The sequence below is a fragment of the Pseudooceanicola sp. HF7 genome (assembly GCF_011806405.1).
Lineage (GTDB): Bacteria > Pseudomonadota > Alphaproteobacteria > Rhodobacterales > Rhodobacteraceae > Pseudooceanicola.
On the sequence record NZ_JAATOW010000008.1, the window covers coordinates 79,796 to 97,459 of the forward strand.

The window sequence follows — 17,664 nt, forward strand, 5'->3', positions numbered from 1 at the left end:
ACCCATCGACTTGGGGCGTGATGGATCTTTGAAAAGGGCCGTTTTGCGGAGGGCGTTGTTCAGCACCGCACACCGGCTGGAAGCTGCGCGGCGCGGCAGGGCCAAGCGGCTGGCGCCCGGGCGGGAAAACTGGGATAACGCCGCAAAGACGCATCACCACAGGAGAGGCCGCTATGGCATTCGGCAAGGGTTGTCACCTGCACCTGATCGACGGATCGGCCTATATCTTTCGGGCCTACCACGCCCTTCCCCCGCTGACGCGCAAGTCCGACGGGCTGCCAATCGGTGCCGTCTCCGGCTTCTGCAACATGCTGCACCGCTATGTCGAGGGCAACACCGGGCCGGATGCGCCAACTCACGTGGCCGTGATCTTCGACAAGGGCTCCCACACCTTCCGCAACGATCTTTACGACCTCTACAAGGCCAACCGAGAGGCCATGCCGGAAGACCTGCGGCCCCAGATGCCCCTGACCCGCCGGGCCACCGAAGCCTTCAACATCGCCTGCAAGGAGCTTGAGGGGTACGAAGCCGATGACATCATGGCCACGCTGGCTCGCCAAGCCGACGCGGCCGGGGGGCGCGTGACAATCCTGTCCTCTGACAAGGACCTGATGCAGCTGGTCGGCGGCGGGATCGAGATGCTCGACCCGATGAAGAACCTGCGCATCGACAGCGAAGGGGTGGAGGCCAAGTTTGGCGTCACGCCTGACAAGGTGATCGACGTTCAGGCGCTGGCCGGCGATTCCGTCGACAACGTTCCCGGCGCGCCCGGCATCGGGATCAAGACCGCCGCCCTGCTGATCAATGAGTGGGGCGACCTTGAGACGCTTCTGGACAACGCAGAGAAGATCAAGCAGCCCAAGCGCCGCCAGACCCTGATCGAGAAGCGCGAGCAGATCGAACTTTCCAAGCGCCTGGTCACGCTGGATTGTTCCACGCCGCTCGATTTCACGCTGGACGACCTGGAAGTGCGCGACCCCGAGCCCGACGTCCTGCTGCCCTTCCTGGCAGAGATGGAATTCCGCACCTTGACAAAGCGTATTGCCGAACAGATGGGTGAAAAGGCCCCGGAGATCGACGATACCCCCGCCGCACCCGATGCCGCTGTGGAAGAGGATGCGCCAGCGGCCCCGCCGCTCGATGCCTCTAAATACGAGACAGTTACGGATGCAGAGACCCTCCTGAAATGGATCGCCCGCGCCAATGAGCGTGGCGCCATCGCCGTGGACACCGAAACCACCGGCCTGGACGAGATGCAGGCAGAGCTTGTCGGCATCTGTCTTTGCGTCGATGCGGGCCATGCCTGCTATGTTCCGCTGACCCACAAGGCGGAAGGGGCGGACGACGGGTTGTTTGCCTCGGATGCCTTGGCAGAAGGCCAGATGCCGCTGAATGATGCGCTCGACCTGCTCAAGCCGCTTTTCGAGGACCCAGCGGTCCTGAAAATCGGTCAGAACATGAAGTACGATGCCAAGATCCTGAAAAGATACGGGATTTCCATCGCACCTTACGATGACACCATGCTGATCAGCTATGCGCTCAACGCCGGGCTGCATAACCACGGCATGGACGCGCTGTCTGAACGCTACCTTGGGCACACGCCGATCCCGATCAAGGAACTGCTGGGATCCGGCAAGAGCCAGATCACCTTTGACCTGGTGCCGATCGAAAAGGCTGCCACCTATGCGGCAGAGGACGCGGATGTAACCCTGCGCCTCTGGCAGCTGCTCAAGCCGCGCCTGCACCGGGAAAAGGTGACCACGGTCTACGAGACCCTTGAACGCCCGCTGTCCCCGGTTCTGGCGAAGATGGAGATGCAGGGCATCCAGGTCGACCGCGATACGCTGTCGCGCATGTCCAATGCCTTTGCCCAGAAGATGGCCGGGCTGGAAGCCGAGATCCACGAGCTGGCCGGGGAAACCTTCAACGTCGGCTCTCCCAAGCAGCTGGGCGAGATCCTCTTTGACAAGATGAGCTTGCCGGGCGGCAAGAAGGGCAAGACCGGCGCCTATGCCACGGGCGCCGACGTGCTGGAAGATCTGGCGACGGAACACGACCTGCCCGGGCGCGTGCTGGACTGGCGGGCGCTGTCGAAGTTGAAATCGACCTATACGGATGCGCTGCAACGCTTCATCAACCCGGAAACGGGGCGGGTCCATACCTCCTACCTGCAGACCGGGGCGAACACCGGGCGGCTGGCGTCCTCGGACCCCAACCTGCAGAACATCCCGATCCGGTCCGAGGAGGGCCGCCGCATTCGCGAGGCTTTCGTTGCGCCGGATGGCAAGGCGTTGGTGTCGCTTGACTATTCTCAGATCGAGCTGCGCATCCTGGCCCATGTGGCGGATATCGGATCGCTCAAGCAGGCCTTCCACGAAGGCCAGGACATCCACGCCGCCACCGCCTCCGAGATGTTCGGCGTGCCCTTGGATGAGATGACACCAGAGGTCCGCCGCCAGGCCAAGGCGATCAACTTTGGCGTGATCTACGGCATCTCTGGTTTCGGTCTGGCCCGCAACCTGCGCATCCCGCGCGCCGAGGCGCAGGGTTTCATCGACCGCTACTTCGAGCGCTTCCCGGGCATCAAGGAATACATGGATCAAACCGTGGCCTATGCGAAGGAAAACCTTTTCGTTTCAACGCTCTTCGGTCGCAAGATCCATACGCCCGAGATTGCCGCGAAAGGCCCCCATGCCGGGTTCGCAAAGCGCGCGGCCATCAACGCGCCGATCCAAGGCACGGCGGCAGACATCATCCGCCGCGCCATGATCCGGATGCCCGATGCGATCGAGGGCCTGCCGGCCAAGATGCTGTTGCAGGTGCACGATGAACTGGTCTTCGAGGTGGATGCCTCTGCCGTCGATGATCTGATCGCAGCGGCGAAGAAGGTCATGGAAGCGGCCACTGAACCGGCGCTCAAACTGGACGTGCCGCTGATCGTCGATGCCGGGCAAGGGAAGAACTGGGCCGAGGCGCACTGAGCGCCCTGGCCGTACTTCACCGCCCCTAGCGCGGATGCCGGTATCTGCGCGGGTCATGGATTCGCGCATGCGACGGGCGCAGCCCGCTAACACGATTTAGTGCTCGCCGTGGCATTGATCATGATCGCCCAAGGCCTGGATCAGGCCACAGGGCGCGCCGGGCGCGTGGTCACACGCCTCCGAAAGGCGCAGGAGTTCGGCTTCAAGGCGGCGCAGGCGGGCGATCCGTTTTCGGACGTCGCGCAGATGGTCCTGGGCTATCTCATGGGCGTCGGTGCAGTCGCGCCCCTTGTCCGAGAGCTCCAGCAAGCGGCGTATTGCGTCCAGCGGCAGGCCGAGTGCCCGGCTGTGCGCGATGAAATGGAGTCGATCCCGCGCCGACGCCGTGTAGCGCCGCTGGTTCCCCGCAGTGCGCTCTGTCTGGGGCATCAGCCCTGCTTCTTCGTAATAGCGGATCGTATTGACCTTCACGCCCGTCGCGCGGGACAGGTTTCCTATGGAAAACATGGATTTTCTCCTTGAACCTCCAGTCACTGGAGGTCTTAGGTTGGGCCGCGAAGAAGGTAAAGGGCCGTACAGGCTCGCTACCGGAGACGTGAAAAGGATATTCCGCGATGTCACAGGATGCAGCAGGGCCAGAGGTCAAGGCCGGCGCCCACGAACACGACCACGATCACCATGCGGGCTCTACGGGGGCCGCGCATGGGCACCACCACCACCATCATCACGCCGCGGATCTGGGGGACAGGCGCGTCGCTTGGGCGGTCGTGGTGAACGTGGCGCTGACAGTGGTGCAGATCGTCGCCGGGGTTTTGTCAGGCTCTCTCGCCCTCATCGCTGATGCAGTTCACAACCTGTCCGATGCGCTGTCCTTGGTGATTGCCTTCTGGGCCCGCAAGATCGCTCGCCGGCCGGCGGATGAGGCCATGACCTTCGGATATGGCCGGGCCGAGGTCGTGGCCGCATTGGTCAATTACACCACGCTGATCGTCATCGCGATCATGCTCGCTTACCAGGGCGTTGAGCGCCTGTTTTCCCCGCAGGATGTCGAGGGCTGGATCGTCGTCGTGGTCGCTGTCGTCGCCCTGGTCATCGATACGATCACCGCTCTGATGATCCTGGGGCTGTCGAAGGACAGTGTGAACATGCGCGCGGCGTTCCTGCATAATATCGCGGACGCCCTGGGCTCTGTCGCGGTGATCGTCGCGGGCACGCTGATCCTTCTCTATGACTGGCGGCTCATTGATCCGATCGTCACGCTGGGGATCTCTGCCTATATCCTCTGGCACGCTGGCCGAGAGGTCGGTCCGGTGATCCGCCTTTTGATGCTGGGCAGCCCGGACAGCCCGACAGTGAGCGAGGTCGCGGAAGAGATCCGGGGTGTTGCGGGGGTGGACTCCCTTCACCATCTTCACCTCTGGCGGATGCAGGAAAAGGAAGCGGCGCTTGAGGCCCACGTGGTCCTGGCCGCCGATGGCAGCGATCCGCTGGCGGTGCGGGCAGAGATCAAGGCGCGGCTGTCCAGTGTCTTTGCGCTGACCCATGTCACCATCGAGGTCGAAAGCCCCGAGGAGGCCTGCCAGGGCGCGCCATTGATCGGGCATTGACCGGGGTGCGTCACCAGTGGCCTTAGGTCCGGATCGGGTTGGCGCCTGTGTCGCTGCTAGCGTGGCTCGCACGCTGCATCACCTTGAACCGGGCTAGTGACTTGTCTCTGTCCGCGGGAAAGCGGTCTTCCTCGGTCATCTCCGTGATCCGGTCCAGGCGGAAGGTGCGGAAGTCGTCGCGCAGCTCGCACCATGCGACGAGGGTCCAGACGCGCCCCCAGAAGAACAGCCCCAGAGGCCGGACGCAGCGGCCGGTCACCACGCCAGCCTCATCCGCATAGGACAGGGACAGGCGCAGGCGGGCATGGATCGCCTCTTCCACCCGGTCAAGGCGGGCGCGTTCGGCATCCGTCATGGAGCGTTGGGCAAAGGCGTGGATCTGAACCTCTGACGCGCGGGTGCGCAGGGCAGGGGGCAGAACGGTTTCGATCTTTGCCAGGGCCTCTTCGGCATTGGCGGCCATGGTCAGCCCGCCCCATGCGCGGATCAGCCTGGCACCTGCCACCAGCGCGACGATTTCGTCTCGGGTGAACATCAGTGGCGGCAGATCGTAGCCGTCCCGCATGATGTAGCCCACACCGGCTTCCCCTTCGATGGGCACGCCGGAGCCGATCAGGTCTGCGACATCGCGGTAGATCGTGCGGAGCGACACTTCCAGGCGCTCCGCAAGTTGGGCCGCCGTCACCAGGCGTCCGCCCCGCAGGTACTGGACGATCTGGAAAAGGCGGTCGGCCCGTCTCATTTGATGCTCCGGTTCATGCGGCCTTCGGCTCAAACAGGCCGATGCGGTTGCCGTCGGGGTCCTGGATGTTGGTGTAACGGCCTGCGGGGATCTGCACCGGGCCCTCCATCACCTTGGCGCCGGCGGTTTTTGCGCGGTCCGTGGCGGCGGCAAGGTCCGGCACGGCGATATGGACGACGGGTCCCGTACCGCCGGCGGCAGGCCCCTCGACCAGGTTGCCGGAGACGGTCTGGGCAGAACCCTGGCCGCCGAAGACGGCGACTTCTTCGGGACCCATCATGCTGGGCACCATCTGCCAGTCGAAGACGGCGTTGTAGAAGGCGATGGCTTTCTTCAGGTCGGTCACGGGGATCTCTGTCCAGACGACGATGGGAGGTGTCATGGAAAACTTCCTTACTCGGGTTGCGGTAAGGATGTCATGACACAGGGCTGCTGACAGCATAGTGTCAGCAGCCTGTCAGGAAAATCGGGAAACCTGCTGCCTAGGGGCGGTGGTGAAACATGCGAGGCGCGCGCGGACGCGGTCAGGCCTGTTTCTTGAAGGAACCGGTACCTTCCTGCGCGGCGGCCAGCCAGCCGAGCCCCTTGGTGGTCTGTCCGCGCGGCCGGTAATCCGCCCCGATCCAGCCAGCGTAGCCATCATGCCGGAGTTGGTCGAAGAAGGCGGCAAAGTCGATGCCCCCGCGGTCGGGTTCGCCCTGGTCGGGGGCTGCGGCGATCTGCACGTGGCGGGCCAGGTGCCCGAAACGTTGCCAGCTGCCGGGCACATCGCCGGTGATCTTATGGATGTGGTAGGCGTCGAATTGCAGTCCCAGGGTCTTGCGCCCCGCTGCTTCGATCACCTCCGCGGCCCGTTCCGGACTGTCCAGAAAGTAGCCGGGCAGGTCGGCGGTATTCATCGGCTCTATCACCAGGCTCTGGCGGGGGGCAAAATCGCAGGCCCAGGTCAGGTTCTCGACCAGCGTCTCAAAGGCCTCCTGACCGTGGGCGGCGCCGGACAGGACATGGATATGGTGGGCTTTCAGCGCCTGAGCATAGCGCAGGGCGCGGCGGAAATCGTGCTGGAACCGGGTTTGGCCACCGGGCAAGGCGGCATAGCCCGCCGTGCCACCGGTGTAATTCGGCGGCGGTGCTGCGATCATGGTGACCGGCAGGCCGGTGAAGCCCAGTGCGTTGCGCAGGTCCATGGCCGGTGCGTCATAGGGAAAGGGGATTTCTACCGCGTCGAACCCTGCATCCGCTGCCGCCAGCACGCGGTCTTGCACCGGCAGTTCACAGAACAGCCCCGATAGATTTGCCGCGAACTTCAGCATCCGTGTCCCCCAGCAGTGGCTACCTACAAGGCTGTGCCTACCGTCGGCGGAGGATGCGAAGTGGTTAATCCGTGGTCAACTCTTTCGCGAGGATTATCGGGAAAAATACGCCGCCGGAGCATATCCCGAACCAGCCTTCGCCGTATTGTTCACGCGTCTCGCCCAGATCGACCAGCCGATAGAAGCTCTTTCGGTCGATCAGCGCCTCAAGCCGGTCGCGGACAAGCACATAGGGTGCGGGTTCGCCGGTTTCGGGATCCCGCTCTACCCGGATCGGATGATCGAGGCCTGCCTCGGCGCGGTCGGCCACGTTAGTCAGGAAGGTCAGAACCTGATCGGGACCGGGGTCCGAGACCTCGAAATCCACGGCAAGGAAAGGGGCGTCATCGACTCTGATGCCCACCTTTTCGACCGGCGTGACCAGAAAGTAATCGTCCCCGTCCCGGCGCAGGATGGTGGAAAAAAGTCGCACCAGTTCTGGCCGCCCGATCGGCGTCCCGAGGTAAAACCATGTGCCATCGCGCGCAATGCGCATGTCCAGGTCGCCACAGAAGGGCGGGTTCCAGTCGTGCACCGGCGGCAATCCGCGCCCCTTCGCCGCGCGTGCGGAGGCGAGTATGCTGTCTGCGGTGACTTTCACGGGATTTTGTGACGTCATGAATTGGCCGTTAACCATATGAGCGGTAGGGTTCGTCATTAAGATATAGTTTCACGCAGGAGTATTGCCATGGCAGAAGCCGAGGATCTCGTCGCCGCGATCGAAGCGGTGGAGGAAAAGCTGGCGCAGGCCAAGAGCTCCATCACCAAGCGTTTCGTGGGGCAGGAGCAGGTCGTCGACCTGACGCTCTCCGCGCTGCTGTGTTCCGGGCACGCGCTTTTGATCGGCCTGCCGGGCCTGGGCAAGACCCGGCTGGTAGAGACGCTCTCGACCGTGATGGGCCTGCATGGCAACCGAATCCAGTTCACTCCGGACCTGATGCCGGCGGATATTCTTGGCTCCGAAGTGTTGGAAACTTCAGAGGACGGCACACGTGCCTTCCGCTTCCTGCCCGGTCCGGTTTTCTGCCAGCTCCTGATGGCGGATGAGATCAACCGTGCCTCGCCCCGGACCCAATCCGCCCTGCTGCAGGCGATGCAGGAAAAGGTCGTGACCGTCGCCGGAGAGAATCGCTCGCTTGGGAAGCCGTTCTCTGTGCTGGCGACCCAGAACCCGATCGAACAGGAGGGCACCTATCCGCTGCCCGAAGCGCAGCTGGACCGTTTCCTGGTGAAAATCGACGTGACCTATCCGGACCGCGACACGGAGCGGGAAATCCTGCTGTCCACCACCGGCGCTATCGAGGAAGAGGCCCATGCCGTCTTTACCGCGGAGGAGCTGTTGCAAGCCCAAGTCCTGCTGCGCCGGATGCCGGTGGGTGACAGCGTTGTCGAAACGATCCTGGACCTTGTGCGCGCCTGCCGTCCCGATGATGTCACCGCGCCACAAAGCGTGAAAGACAGCGTGTCCTGGGGGCCCGGCCCCCGTGCAGCACAGGCGCTGATGCTGACGGTTCGCGCGCGCGCCATGTTACAGGGCCGCCTGGCGCCGTCTTCTGAAGATGTGATCGCCTGCGCCCAGCCTGTCCTGTCGCATCGCATGGGGCTGAACTTCGCCGCCCGCGCGCGTGGTGACAGCCTGGATGGGCTGATCGCTGATGTGGCTGCCTCTGTCTCAGGGGTCGAGGCCGCCGCGTGAGGACACCCGCCCAACTTCGCCACCGGGCCGAGGAAGAGGCCGCCAAGCTCCCGCCGCTTCTGGCACGGGCAGAGCAACTGGCGGGGACCGTCCTGCTGGGCGATCACGGCCGACGTCGTGCTGGCCTGGGCGATGACTTCTGGCAATATCGCCCGGTACAGCCGGGCGATCCGCGCCGCTGGATCGACTGGCGCCGGTCTGCGCGCTCTGACGACCGGTTCGTGCGGGAACGGGAATGGCAGATTGCTCAAAGCGTCATGCTCTGGGTCGATCAATCGGCTTCAATGCAGTTCGCCAGCACAAAGAAGCTGCCGATGAAGGGCGACCGGGCGCGCAACCTCGCACTGGCCACGGCCATCTTGCTGATCCGTGGCGGAGAGCGCGTTGGCCTAACTGGCACCCTCTTGCCGCCCCGGCGCGGCCAGAACCAGATCCTGCGGCTGGCAGAGTTCTTTTCGGAACCGGATCCGGCGGATTTCGGCGTGCCCGAACATCGGTCGATGATCCCCAACGCGCGGGCGCTTTTCGTCTCGGATTTCCTGGGGCCGGTGGACCAGTTGAAACTGGCCCTGACCAAGGCAGCGGACCGTGGCGTGCGGGGCGTTTTGCTTCAGGTGCTCGACCCGGTGGAAGAGGCATTTCCCTTCTCCGGCAGGACGATCTTTGAAAGCGTCGGCGGCAGCGTCGCCCATGAGACCCTGAAGGCCAATGACCTTCGGGACCGCTACTTGGACCGGCTGGCAGAGCGCAAGGACGAGCTGCAATCGCTGTGCCGCGTGACCGGCTGGCAGTTCAATACCCATCACACCCAGGCCTCTGCGCAGTCCGCCTTGCTGTGGATCTGGCAGGCGCTTGACAGGGGGACAACATGATACTTGGCGGCATAGGTTTCACCGCGCCATGGCTGGTGCTGGCCCTTTTCGCCCTGCCGTTGCTGTGGATCCTGCTGCGAGCCGTGCCACCCGCGCCGGTGCGCCGCCGCTTTCCCGGCGTGGCGCTGCTGCTGGGCCTGAAGGATGAGGAAAGCGTTTCCGACCGCACGCCATGGTGGCTGCTGCTGCTGAGGATGCTGGCCGTGGCCGCCGTGATCATCGGTCTGGCCGGTCCGGTGCTGAACCCCGATCCCGAACGCCAAACCACTTCTGACCCCCTGCTGATCTTGCTGGATGGTTCCTGGGCCTCTGCGCCCGAATGGCCGCGCAAGGCAGAGGCGGTAGAGACATTGCTGGCCGAAGCCGGGCGCCAGGGGCGCTCTGCCGCTGTGGTCCGCCTGACCACCCCCGAAGCGCCCGTGTTCCAGACGCCGGAGACCTGGGCGACCCGCTTGCCGGGCCTGGCGCCGGAACCATGGCAGCCCGCCCCCGCAGATGATGCAGCCATGGCGCGCTTCCTTGCTGCCGTGGGTGACCTGACCGACGGCTTCGAAACCGTATGGATTTCCGACGGGCTGGACCGGCCAGGGCGGGCGGAGGTGCTTGCCGCCGTTGCCGCCAAGGGCCAGGTAAGGGTGCTTGAGACCGGTCAGGATGTCGTTGCCCTGCGCCCCGCCGTCTTTGACGGCGGCGCGGTACAGCTGACCGCCGTGCGCGCAAGCCATGCGCTGGATGCCGCCAGGGTGATCTCTGTACAGGCCCATGGGCGCGACCCGTCAGGCGCGATGCGTGTGCTTGAGACCGTCGATCTGACCTTCTCTGGCGGAGAGGCCGTGGCAAGCGAACCGCTGATCTTGCCTGCCGAACTGCGTGCGCGGCTGACCCATTTCGCTGTGACCGGGGAGCGCTCTGCCGGGGCCATTGCCCTGACCGATGACGGCTTGCGACGGCGAGAAGTGGCGCTGATCGCGGGCCGTGAGGATCGTGAAGGGCTCGAGCTGCTTTCGCCGCTGCACTACTTGCAACGCGCGCTGGAAACCAACGCGGATCTGCTGCATGGCGCGCTGACAGACGTGCTGCCGGCCAACCCCGACGTGGTGGTTCTGGCCGATGTGGCGACCCTGTCGGCGGGCGAAACCCAGATGCTTGAGGATTGGGTTGATGGCGGCGGGATGCTGCTGCGCTTTGCCGGGCCGCGGCTGGCGGCAAGCGATCTGGGCCGGGACGAGATAGATACGCTCATGCCCGTGCGCCTACGCGCTGGCGGGCGCAACGTGGGCGGGGCGATGAGCTGGGGCGAACCCAAGACTTTGGCCCCCTTCGATGCCGACAGCCCCTTCTACGGGCTGGAGATCCCCGCTGATGTCACCGTGTCTTCCCAGGTCATGGCCCAGCCGGATCCCACGCTGGCCGAACGCGCCATTGCCCGGCTGTCGGACGGCACCCCGCTGGTTACCCGTAAGCATCTGGGCGACGGGCAGGTGGTCCTGTTCCACGTCACTGCCAACGCGGAATGGTCGAACCTGCCGCTCTCAGGGCTGTTCGTGCAGATGCTGGAGCGGCTCTCCGTCAGTTCTGTCACCGCCGACCCCGATCCGGTTGAGCTTGAAGGCACCACCTGGCAGCCGCAGCGCGTGATCGATGCCTTCGGCACGATCTCCAACGCCGGAACTTTGCCCAGCGTTGACGGCGCAGAGATGCTTTCGGCTGCTCTGGGGCCGGATATGCTGCCGGGGCTCTATCAAAGCGAGGATCGCGCGATTGCGCGCAACGTCATGAACAGCGACAGCGCCCTGCTGCCTACGACCTGGCCCGGCGACGTGATCGTCGAAGGTCTCACCGACCCCGAGGAGATGCCCTTGGGGGGGCTCCTTCTGGGGCTGGCTCTGGTATTGCTGCTGGCGGATATCCTGGCCTCTCTGGCTTTGTCGGGTCGGCTGCACGGGGCACGGGCCGCCCCTGCCGCGCTGGTGCTGCTGGCGCTGGCGCTGCCGGGAGAGGGCCGCGCACAGGATAGCGATGCCTTCGCCGTCCGGGCCACGGAAGAGGTGGTGCTGGCTCATGTGGTTACCGGAAACGACCAGCTGGATGGTCTGGCGCAAGCAGGTCTTCAGGGTCTTTCGAACGTGCTGACCTTCCGCACCTCGGTCGAGCCGGCCGCGCCAATGGCCGTGGACCTTGAGACCGATGAACTCTCGCTCTTTCCCTTCCTCTACTGGCCGATCTCGGCGGATCAGCCGATCCCTTCGGACGCGGCCTATGCCAAGCTGAACCGATATCTGCGTACCGGCGGCATGATCCTTTTTGATACCCGGGATGCCGATATCGCGGGCTACGGCGCCTCCAGCCCGGAAGGGCGGCGCCTGCAACGCATCGCCCAGCCGCTGGACATCCCGCCACTTGAGCCGATCCCCGAAGACCACGTGATCACCCGCACCTTCTACCTGCTGCAGGATTTCCCGGGCCGTTTTGACCGCGGCGACATCTGGGTCGAGGCCGCGCCGCCTGATGCCGAGCTGATCGAGGGGATGCCTTTCCGCAATCTCAACGATGGCGTGACGCCGGTGGTGATCGGCGGCAACGACTGGGCCTCTGCCTGGGCCGTGGACGGCAGTGGCGCGGCGCTTGTGCCGGTGGGGTCAGGGCTGGCGGGCGAACGCCAGAGAGAGGTCGCCTTCCGCTTTGGCGTCAACCTCGTGATGCATGTCCTGACGGGCAACTACAAATCCGACCAGGTGCATGTGCCTGCACTGCTTGACCGATTGGGCCAGTAATGACCGGACAGATCATCTTTGACCCCCTTCTGCCCTGGGCAGTGCTAGGCCTGCTGGCCGTGCTGACGGCTGCAGGGGTTGTGCTGGCGCTTTGGCTGGGGCTGGCCGGGTGGTTGTGGCGCGGATTGGCGGGCGTGGTGATCCTGGCTGCGCTGACCGGTCCCTCGCTGCGCCAGGAAGATCGCGCGCCATTGACCGATATCGTGCTGATGGTCGAGGACCGCTCGGCCTCGCAACGGCTGGGTGCGCGGGCAGAGCAGACCGAACGTGCGGCGCAAGCCCTGGCCAGCCGCATCGAGAGCCGCCCCAATACTGAGTTGCGACGCGTCGAACTGGGAGACGGTGCCGAAGACAGCGGCACTCTGCTGATGACGGCGCTCTCGGAGGCCCTGGCAGAGGAACCGCGGGGGCGGATCTCTGGCGTGATCCTGCTGTCGGACGGGCGTCTGCATGACCTGGACCAACTGCCATCGGTCCCCGCGCCGATGCACCTTCTGCTGACCGGCACGCCCCAGGATTGGGACCGCCGGCTGATCGTGCGAAATGCACCGGCTTTCGGCATCATCGACGAAGAAGTTACCCTGACCCTGGAAGTCGAAGACAGCGGAGCGGTGCCCGAAGACGCCCGCGACCTTGCAGATCTGACCATGTCGCTGGATGGTGGCGATCCGGTGACCGTGCAGGTGCGTCCCGGCGAACAGATCGCGGTACCGGTGACCCTGACCCACGGCGGGCGCAACGTGATCCAGTTCTCTACCCCCGAGCAGGAGGGCGAGCTGACAGAGCGCAACAATTCTGCAATCGTCCAGATGAACGGGGTGCGGGACCGTCTGCGGGTGCTGCTGGTGTCAGGCGAGCCGCATCCGGGCGGGCGCACCTGGCGCAACCTTCTGAAATCCGACAGCTCCGTCGATCTGGTGCATTTCACCATCCTGAGGCCCCCGGCCAAACAGGACGGCGTGCCGGTGTCCGAACTATCCCTGATCGCCTTCCCCACGCGTGAGCTTTTCCTTGAGAAGATTGAAGACTTCGACCTGATCATCTTTGATCGCTACAAGCGGCGCGGCATCCTGCCCACGCTCTACATCGACAATGTGCGCCAGTATGTAGAGAACGGCGGGGCGGTGCTGATTGCAGCCGGCCCCGACTTCGCCTCGGCCGATTCCATCTATCGCTCGCCCCTGGCAGAGGTTCTGCCGGCCCGCCCGACCGCGCGAGTCTTTGAACAGGGCTATGTGCCCTTGGTGACGGACCTGGGCCACCGCCACCCGGTGACCGCCGGGCTTGAGGATGAGTGGGGCGCCGACTGGGGCCGCTGGATGCGCCAGATCGAGGTGACGCCGGAACGCGGCCAGGTGGTCATGTCCGGGGTGGATGAGAGCCCGCTTCTGGTTCTCGACCGGGTCGGAGAGGGGCGCGTCGCACTTCTGGCCTCGGATCACGCCTGGCTCTGGACGCGGGGATACGAGGGCGGCGGCCCGCAGCTGGAACTGCTGCGGCGGCTGGCCCATTGGATGATGAAGGAACCCGAGCTGGAAGAAGAGGCCCTGACAGCAGAGGCCCAAGGCCAGGACATGGTTATCACACGGCGCACTCTCGCTGAAGGGGTGGGCTCTGTCACAGTGACAGCGCCTGACGGAACCGAGACAGAGCTGCCGCTGGAAGAGGTTTCTCCCGGGCGTTTCGAAGCACGTTTCACGGGGCCGGAGATCGGCCTCTACCGGCTGACGGCAGGGGAGCTTTCGAGTGTCATTGGCCTGGGGCCTGCCGCGCCGCGCGAGTTCGAGGAAACGATCGCAGATGGCACGGCTCTGGAACCGGCGGTGGACGCGACACGTGGCGGGATCATGGCACTGTCGGATGGTCTGCCGGGACTCCGCGACGTGCGGCCGGGTCGCCCGGCAGCGGGGCGCGGTTGGATCGGTTTCTCGCCGAGGGAAGCCTACGAAACCCGCAATGTCAACCAGATTCCGCTGCTACCTGCCTGGCTGGTGCTCTTGGTTGCGGCGCTTCTGATCTTGGCCGGGTGGATCCGTGAGGGCCGCAGGTAGGGGGGCTTTGCCCCCAACGAAACAGAGGGGCTCGATGCCCCTCTGTTTCGTTCCCCCCAGAGTTTCGTGGCAAGAAGAAGACGCGGCCTAGCGCAGGGCGAGCCCATCTGCGTCGAAGAAGCTGAGCCAGTCGCTGTCGAAGCCCAGGCCGCAACTGTCGCCGGGCTGCAGGGCGGTGTCGCCTATCACCCGCACCGTCAGCCTTCCGAGCGTGCCGCAGTCCACCAGCAGGAAGGTATCTGCACCTAGGTATTCGACCACGTCCACGGTGCCGTCGCAGGCGCCCTGTCCGGCAGGAAGCAGGGTGATATGTTCGGGGCGGATGCCGAGGTGTTGCGCGCCTTCCGGGGCGCCGGGCGCCCCACGGCCGCCTTCCAACTGCCAGGTGCCGCCGGAGCTGGTGCAGGGAAGTACGTTCATCTTGGGCGAGCCAATGAACTGCGCCACGAAAAGGTTCGCCGGGCGCTCGTAAAGCTCACGCGGGGTGCCAACCTGGGCGATCTTACCCGCGTCCAGCACCACAATGCGATCGGCGAGGGTCATCGCCTCCACCTGGTCATGGGTGACGTAGATCATCGCCTTTTTCAGCCTCTGGTGCAGCTTGGCGATTTCATAGCGCATTTCCACGCGCAGGGCCGCGTCCAGGTTCGAAAGTGGCTCATCAAAGAGGAAGGCGGTGGGGTCGCGCACGATGCTTCGCCCGATGGCCACGCGTTGGCGCTGACCGCCTGAAAGGTCCTTTGGCCGCCTGTCGAGCAGGGCTTCGAGTTTCAGGACCTCTGCGGCTTCGTTGACCTTGGCGTCGATTTCCTTTTTCGGCGCGCCGGCGGTCTTGAGCGAGAAGCCCATGTTCTCGGCCACGGACATGTGCGGGTAAAGCGCGTAACTTTGAAAGACCATGGTGAGGCCGCGCTGGCTGGGCGCTTCGGAGGTGGCTTTGCGCCCGTCGATCAGCAGGTCCCCGCGCGAGATTTCCTCAAGCCCGCCGATCATCCGCAGCAGGGTGGATTTCCCACAGCCCGATGGGCCAACGAAGACGACGAATTCGCCTTCCTGCACCTCAAGGTCGATGCCCTTGATAACCTGCACGGCACCGTACCATTTTTCGACCGCCTGGAGTGTAATTGCGGACATCTGTAATTATCCTTTCACGGAACCCGCGGTCAGCCCGCGTGTCATGAAGCGTTCCAGACCAAGGAAGAGCGCCATGATCGGCACCGTCGCGATCACCGCGCCTGCCATCAGGTGCTGGCGCGGGATTTCCGAGGAGTTGAGGCTGGCGATGCCCCTGGTCAGGGTGAATTTCGACGGGTCGTCCAGCAGCATGAAGGCCAGCAGGAACTCGTTCCAGGCGATCATGAAGACGTAGAGCGACACGGAGGCGAGGGCCGGCAGCGACAGCGGCAGGGTGATCTTCCAGATCACGGCCAGGCGCGAGAGACCGTCCATGAGCCCGGCTTCCTCGACCTCTCCGGGGAGACCGCGGAAGTAGCCCTGCAGCATGTAGAGGGCGACCGGGATGGTGGTGACGGGGTAGATCAGCACAAGCCCGAAGATCGTGTTGCGCAGCCCCAGCATCGAGAAGCCGATGTAGATGGGCAGCGCCAAGACGATCATCGGCACCATGTAGATCAGCAGGATCGAGCGGGAAAACAGCGCGCTCCCCCGGAACCGCAGCCGCGCCACGGCGTAGGCGCCGGGGATGGAGAAGGCCAGGGTGATCAGCACCGTCAGGACGGAGACATAAAAGCTGGTCCAGAGGTAGCGTGCAAAGCCGTAATCCGTCAGCAGCTCACGGTAGCTGCGGAACAGGTCCCAGCCCCGCGACAGGTCCAGCGAAAAGTCGAGAGGGTTCTGCAACAGCGCCTGCTGGCTTTTCAGCGAAGTCATGACCATCACATAGAAAGGGATGACCACGATGGCGGTGAAGAAGACATAGCCGAAGCCGGTGAGGAAGCGGATGATCGCGCCCTCGAACTCATGGCGGGTCAGCGCGCCGGTGGGGAGCTGCTGCATGATCTTGGCCATGCCAAGACCAAGCGCCGCGCCAAAGAGCGCCACGGTAATGAGTGCCGAGACAAGCATGGTCTCTGCCACCACGGGCGGCAGGGCGATCAGCGTCAGCAGGCCTGTCAGCAGTACGCCGAGCGCCAGCGTTGGCCAGCGGCCAAGGCGCGGGGCGGCTGCTCCGCAGAGCGCGCCTGCCAGCAAGATGCCCAGCAGACCGGGGCGGAAGCCGTCGCCGGTGGCGAAGCTCATCGCCACGGCCACGGTGACCGCCATGGTAAAGGACCAAAGCACCCCCAGCACGGCGCCGGTGAGATATCCGTTCTTGATCATAGGCCTTCCTCTCGGCTCATGACGCGGAAGAAGAAGACGGAGAACAGCACCAGGCAGGCGAAGATCACCACCGCCACGGCCGCGCCCGCGCCGATGTTGGAGACCGCGAAGGCCTGTTCATAGACGTTGACCGTCAGCACGCGCGTCCCGGCGTTGCCGCCTGTCAGCAGGAAGATGTCGTCGAACTTGTTGAAGGTCCAGATGAAGCGCAGCAGGAACAGGACAGAGAGGATCCCCAGCAGCTGCGGCATCGACAGGTAGCGGAACTTCTGGAAGGGCGAGGCGCCGTCCATGTCTGCCGCTTCGTACATGTCCGTGTCGATGCTCTGCATCCGCGCCAGGATGAATAGGAAGGACAGCGGGAAATAGCGCCAGACTTCGAACAATGTGACCATGATCAACGCAAGCGGGCGTTCCCCGAAGAAGTTGATGGCCGAACTGCTGACCCCCATCTGGATCAGCAGAGCGTTTGCAGAGCCGGAGAAAGGATCGAAAAGGGTAACCCAGGTGAAGGCAACGGCGATAACTGGTGCCACGTATGGGAACAGGTAGAGCCCGCGCAGGATGCCTTGGCCCTTGAAACTGCGGTCCAGCAGCATGGCGGCAAACAGCCCTACGATCAGCGCGCCGGCGGTGCCGAAGAAGGTATAGAACAGCGTGACGCCCAGCACGCCCCAGAATTCATCGCCATCGAAGATCCGGGCGAAGTTTTCCAAGGTGAAGGTAAAGTTAGTCAGCACGTTGGGGGCGGACCCGGTGACCCTTGGGGCGGAGCCTTCGGCGGCGTCCTCGGCGGTTTCGGCATCGCCCGTGACGGGAATGGCGACGGTGGCGCGATCGCCGCCCTCAAGATCGCCGAAATCGCAGGTGATGTCCTGTCCGTCGACAAGGCAGGGGGCTTCGGGTTCCCCGGCCAGGGTCAGGCCATCGGGCAGGGTGTCGGTCAGCACGACTCCCGTGACCGCCGTATCCCGAGAGGAGTTGCGCAGACGGTATTCCACGCGCATCTCATCGCCTTCCCCACGCAGGCTTTCTCGCACGATGGGGGCGGGCGGACGCAGATCCGCCAGGGTCACCGGTTTGACGGAGATCCAGAAGATCGCCAGCAGCGGCAGGATGACGACAAGCGACACAGCGGTCAGCGTTGGCAGCAGGAGTTGCCATGCCAACCGCGCTTCGCGCCGGGCGAGGGGACCCCGGCCCTTTGGTGGGACGGGATCATGCGAGGAGGCGGTGCTCATGCCACGCC

Annotated in this window: 14 protein-coding genes; 6 read left to right on the forward strand and 8 right to left on the reverse strand. The window is 64.5% G+C overall.

Annotated elements, in window-relative coordinates; translation table 11 throughout:
- Positions 1-173 precede the first annotated feature (173 nt).
- Positions 174-2,981, forward strand: coding sequence for a DNA polymerase I (gene polA / locus HCZ97_RS06650; protein WP_167687902.1), 2,808 nt, complete (start codon positions 174-176; stop codon positions 2,979-2,981).
- A 96-nt stretch (positions 2,982-3,077) separates the two neighbouring features.
- Here the strand turns inward: polA and HCZ97_RS06655 are convergent, their stop codons facing one another.
- Entirely contained in the window at positions 3,078-3,488 is a 411-nt protein-coding gene (locus HCZ97_RS06655; protein WP_167687903.1) for a helix-turn-helix domain-containing protein, read from the reverse strand.
- A gap of 107 nt (positions 3,489-3,595) precedes the next feature.
- Between HCZ97_RS06655 and HCZ97_RS06660 the strand changes: the two genes are divergently transcribed.
- Entirely contained in the window at positions 3,596-4,588 is a 993-nt protein-coding gene (locus tag HCZ97_RS06660; protein ID WP_167687904.1) for a cation diffusion facilitator family transporter, read from the forward strand.
- A gap of 22 nt (positions 4,589-4,610) precedes the next feature.
- Here the strand turns inward: HCZ97_RS06660 and HCZ97_RS06665 are convergent, their stop codons facing one another.
- From HCZ97_RS06665 to HCZ97_RS06680, 4 genes are all read right to left on the reverse strand, one after another.
- Positions 4,611-5,330 carry a YafY family protein gene (locus tag HCZ97_RS06665; protein ID WP_167687905.1) on the reverse strand — a complete coding sequence of 240 codons (720 nt, stop codon included), beginning with the start codon at positions 5,328-5,330 and terminating at the stop codon, positions 4,611-4,613.
- Positions 5,331-5,343: 13 nt separating this feature from the next.
- Positions 5,344-5,712, reverse strand: a complete 369-nt coding sequence (locus tag HCZ97_RS06670) for a VOC family protein (protein WP_167687906.1) — start codon at positions 5,710-5,712, stop codon at positions 5,344-5,346.
- Positions 5,713-5,854: 142 nt separating this feature from the next.
- Positions 5,855-6,643, reverse strand: coding sequence for a hydroxypyruvate isomerase family protein (locus HCZ97_RS06675; RefSeq protein ID WP_167687907.1), 789 nt, complete (start codon positions 6,641-6,643; stop codon positions 5,855-5,857).
- A 64-nt stretch (positions 6,644-6,707) separates the two neighbouring features.
- Complete coding sequence (locus tag HCZ97_RS06680) at positions 6,708-7,301, reverse strand: DUF1285 domain-containing protein (protein WP_167687908.1); 594 nt, start codon at positions 7,299-7,301, stop codon at positions 6,708-6,710.
- 69 nt (positions 7,302-7,370) lie between these two features.
- Between HCZ97_RS06680 and HCZ97_RS06685 the strand changes: the two genes are divergently transcribed.
- From HCZ97_RS06685 to HCZ97_RS06700, 4 genes are read left to right on the forward strand one after another with little or no spacing between them, the layout of a single operon-like run.
- Positions 7,371-8,378, forward strand: coding sequence for a MoxR family ATPase (locus tag HCZ97_RS06685; protein ID WP_167687909.1), 1,008 nt, complete (start codon positions 7,371-7,373; stop codon positions 8,376-8,378).
- Positions 8,375-9,250, forward strand: a complete 876-nt coding sequence (locus HCZ97_RS06690; protein ID WP_167687910.1) for a DUF58 domain-containing protein — start codon at positions 8,375-8,377, stop codon at positions 9,248-9,250. The genes HCZ97_RS06685 and HCZ97_RS06690 overlap by 4 nt, the downstream gene beginning before the upstream one ends.
- A complete protein-coding gene (locus HCZ97_RS06695; protein WP_167687911.1) occupies positions 9,247-12,024 on the forward strand; it encodes a DUF4159 domain-containing protein in 2,778 nt (925 codons plus the stop codon). Before HCZ97_RS06690 ends, HCZ97_RS06695 begins: the two co-directional genes overlap by 4 nt.
- Positions 12,024-14,075 carry a glutamine amidotransferase gene (locus HCZ97_RS06700; RefSeq protein ID WP_167687912.1) on the forward strand — a complete coding sequence of 684 codons (2,052 nt, stop codon included), beginning with the start codon at positions 12,024-12,026 and terminating at the stop codon, positions 14,073-14,075. Before HCZ97_RS06695 ends, HCZ97_RS06700 begins: the two co-directional genes overlap by 1 nt.
- A gap of 87 nt (positions 14,076-14,162) precedes the next feature.
- On the opposite strand, the gene HCZ97_RS06705 is transcribed toward HCZ97_RS06700, so the two are convergent.
- Genes HCZ97_RS06705 through HCZ97_RS06715 form a run of 3 tightly spaced genes read right to left on the reverse strand, consistent with a single transcriptional unit; the run spans position 14,163 to position 17,656 of the window.
- Positions 14,163-15,209, reverse strand: coding sequence for an ABC transporter ATP-binding protein (locus HCZ97_RS06705; protein ID WP_167687913.1), 1,047 nt, complete (start codon positions 15,207-15,209; stop codon positions 14,163-14,165).
- Between the two features lie 6 nt (positions 15,210-15,215).
- On the reverse strand, positions 15,216-16,415 hold the full coding sequence (locus tag HCZ97_RS06710) for a carbohydrate ABC transporter permease (protein ID WP_167687914.1): 1,200 nt from the start codon (positions 16,413-16,415) through the stop codon (positions 15,216-15,218).
- Positions 16,412-17,656 (reverse strand): sugar ABC transporter permease, encoded by a 1,245-nt coding sequence (locus tag HCZ97_RS06715; protein WP_167687915.1) that lies wholly within the window; start codon positions 17,654-17,656, stop codon positions 16,412-16,414. The genes HCZ97_RS06710 and HCZ97_RS06715 overlap by 4 nt, the downstream gene beginning before the upstream one ends.
- Positions 17,657-17,664: the final 8 nt, after the last annotated feature.

Bases quoted from the DNA above. Each gene is read 5' to 3' on its own strand.
- polA (WP_167687902.1), top strand. From the start codon at position 174: ATGGCATTCGGCAAGGGTTGTCACCTGCACCTGATCGACGGATCGGCC.
- HCZ97_RS06655 (WP_167687903.1), bottom strand. From the start codon at position 3,488: ATGTTTTCCATAGGAAACCTGTCCCGCGCGACGGGCGTGAAGGTCAAT.
- HCZ97_RS06660 (WP_167687904.1), top strand. From the start codon at position 3,596: ATGTCACAGGATGCAGCAGGGCCAGAGGTCAAGGCCGGCGCCCACGAA.
- HCZ97_RS06665 (WP_167687905.1), bottom strand. From the start codon at position 5,330: ATGAGACGGGCCGACCGCCTTTTCCAGATCGTCCAGTACCTGCGGGGC.
- HCZ97_RS06670 (WP_167687906.1), bottom strand. From the start codon at position 5,712: ATGACACCTCCCATCGTCGTCTGGACAGAGATCCCCGTGACCGACCTG.
- HCZ97_RS06675 (WP_167687907.1), bottom strand. From the start codon at position 6,643: ATGCTGAAGTTCGCGGCAAATCTATCGGGGCTGTTCTGTGAACTGCCG.
- HCZ97_RS06680 (WP_167687908.1), bottom strand. From the start codon at position 7,301: ATGACGTCACAAAATCCCGTGAAAGTCACCGCAGACAGCATACTCGCC.
- HCZ97_RS06685 (WP_167687909.1), top strand. From the start codon at position 7,371: ATGGCAGAAGCCGAGGATCTCGTCGCCGCGATCGAAGCGGTGGAGGAA.
- HCZ97_RS06695 (WP_167687911.1), top strand. From the start codon at position 9,247: ATGATACTTGGCGGCATAGGTTTCACCGCGCCATGGCTGGTGCTGGCC.
- HCZ97_RS06700 (WP_167687912.1), top strand. From the start codon at position 12,024: ATGACCGGACAGATCATCTTTGACCCCCTTCTGCCCTGGGCAGTGCTA.
- HCZ97_RS06705 (WP_167687913.1), bottom strand. From the start codon at position 15,209: ATGTCCGCAATTACACTCCAGGCGGTCGAAAAATGGTACGGTGCCGTG.
- HCZ97_RS06710 (WP_167687914.1), bottom strand. From the start codon at position 16,415: ATGATCAAGAACGGATATCTCACCGGCGCCGTGCTGGGGGTGCTTTGG.
- HCZ97_RS06715 (WP_167687915.1), bottom strand. From the start codon at position 17,656: ATGAGCACCGCCTCCTCGCATGATCCCGTCCCACCAAAGGGCCGGGGT.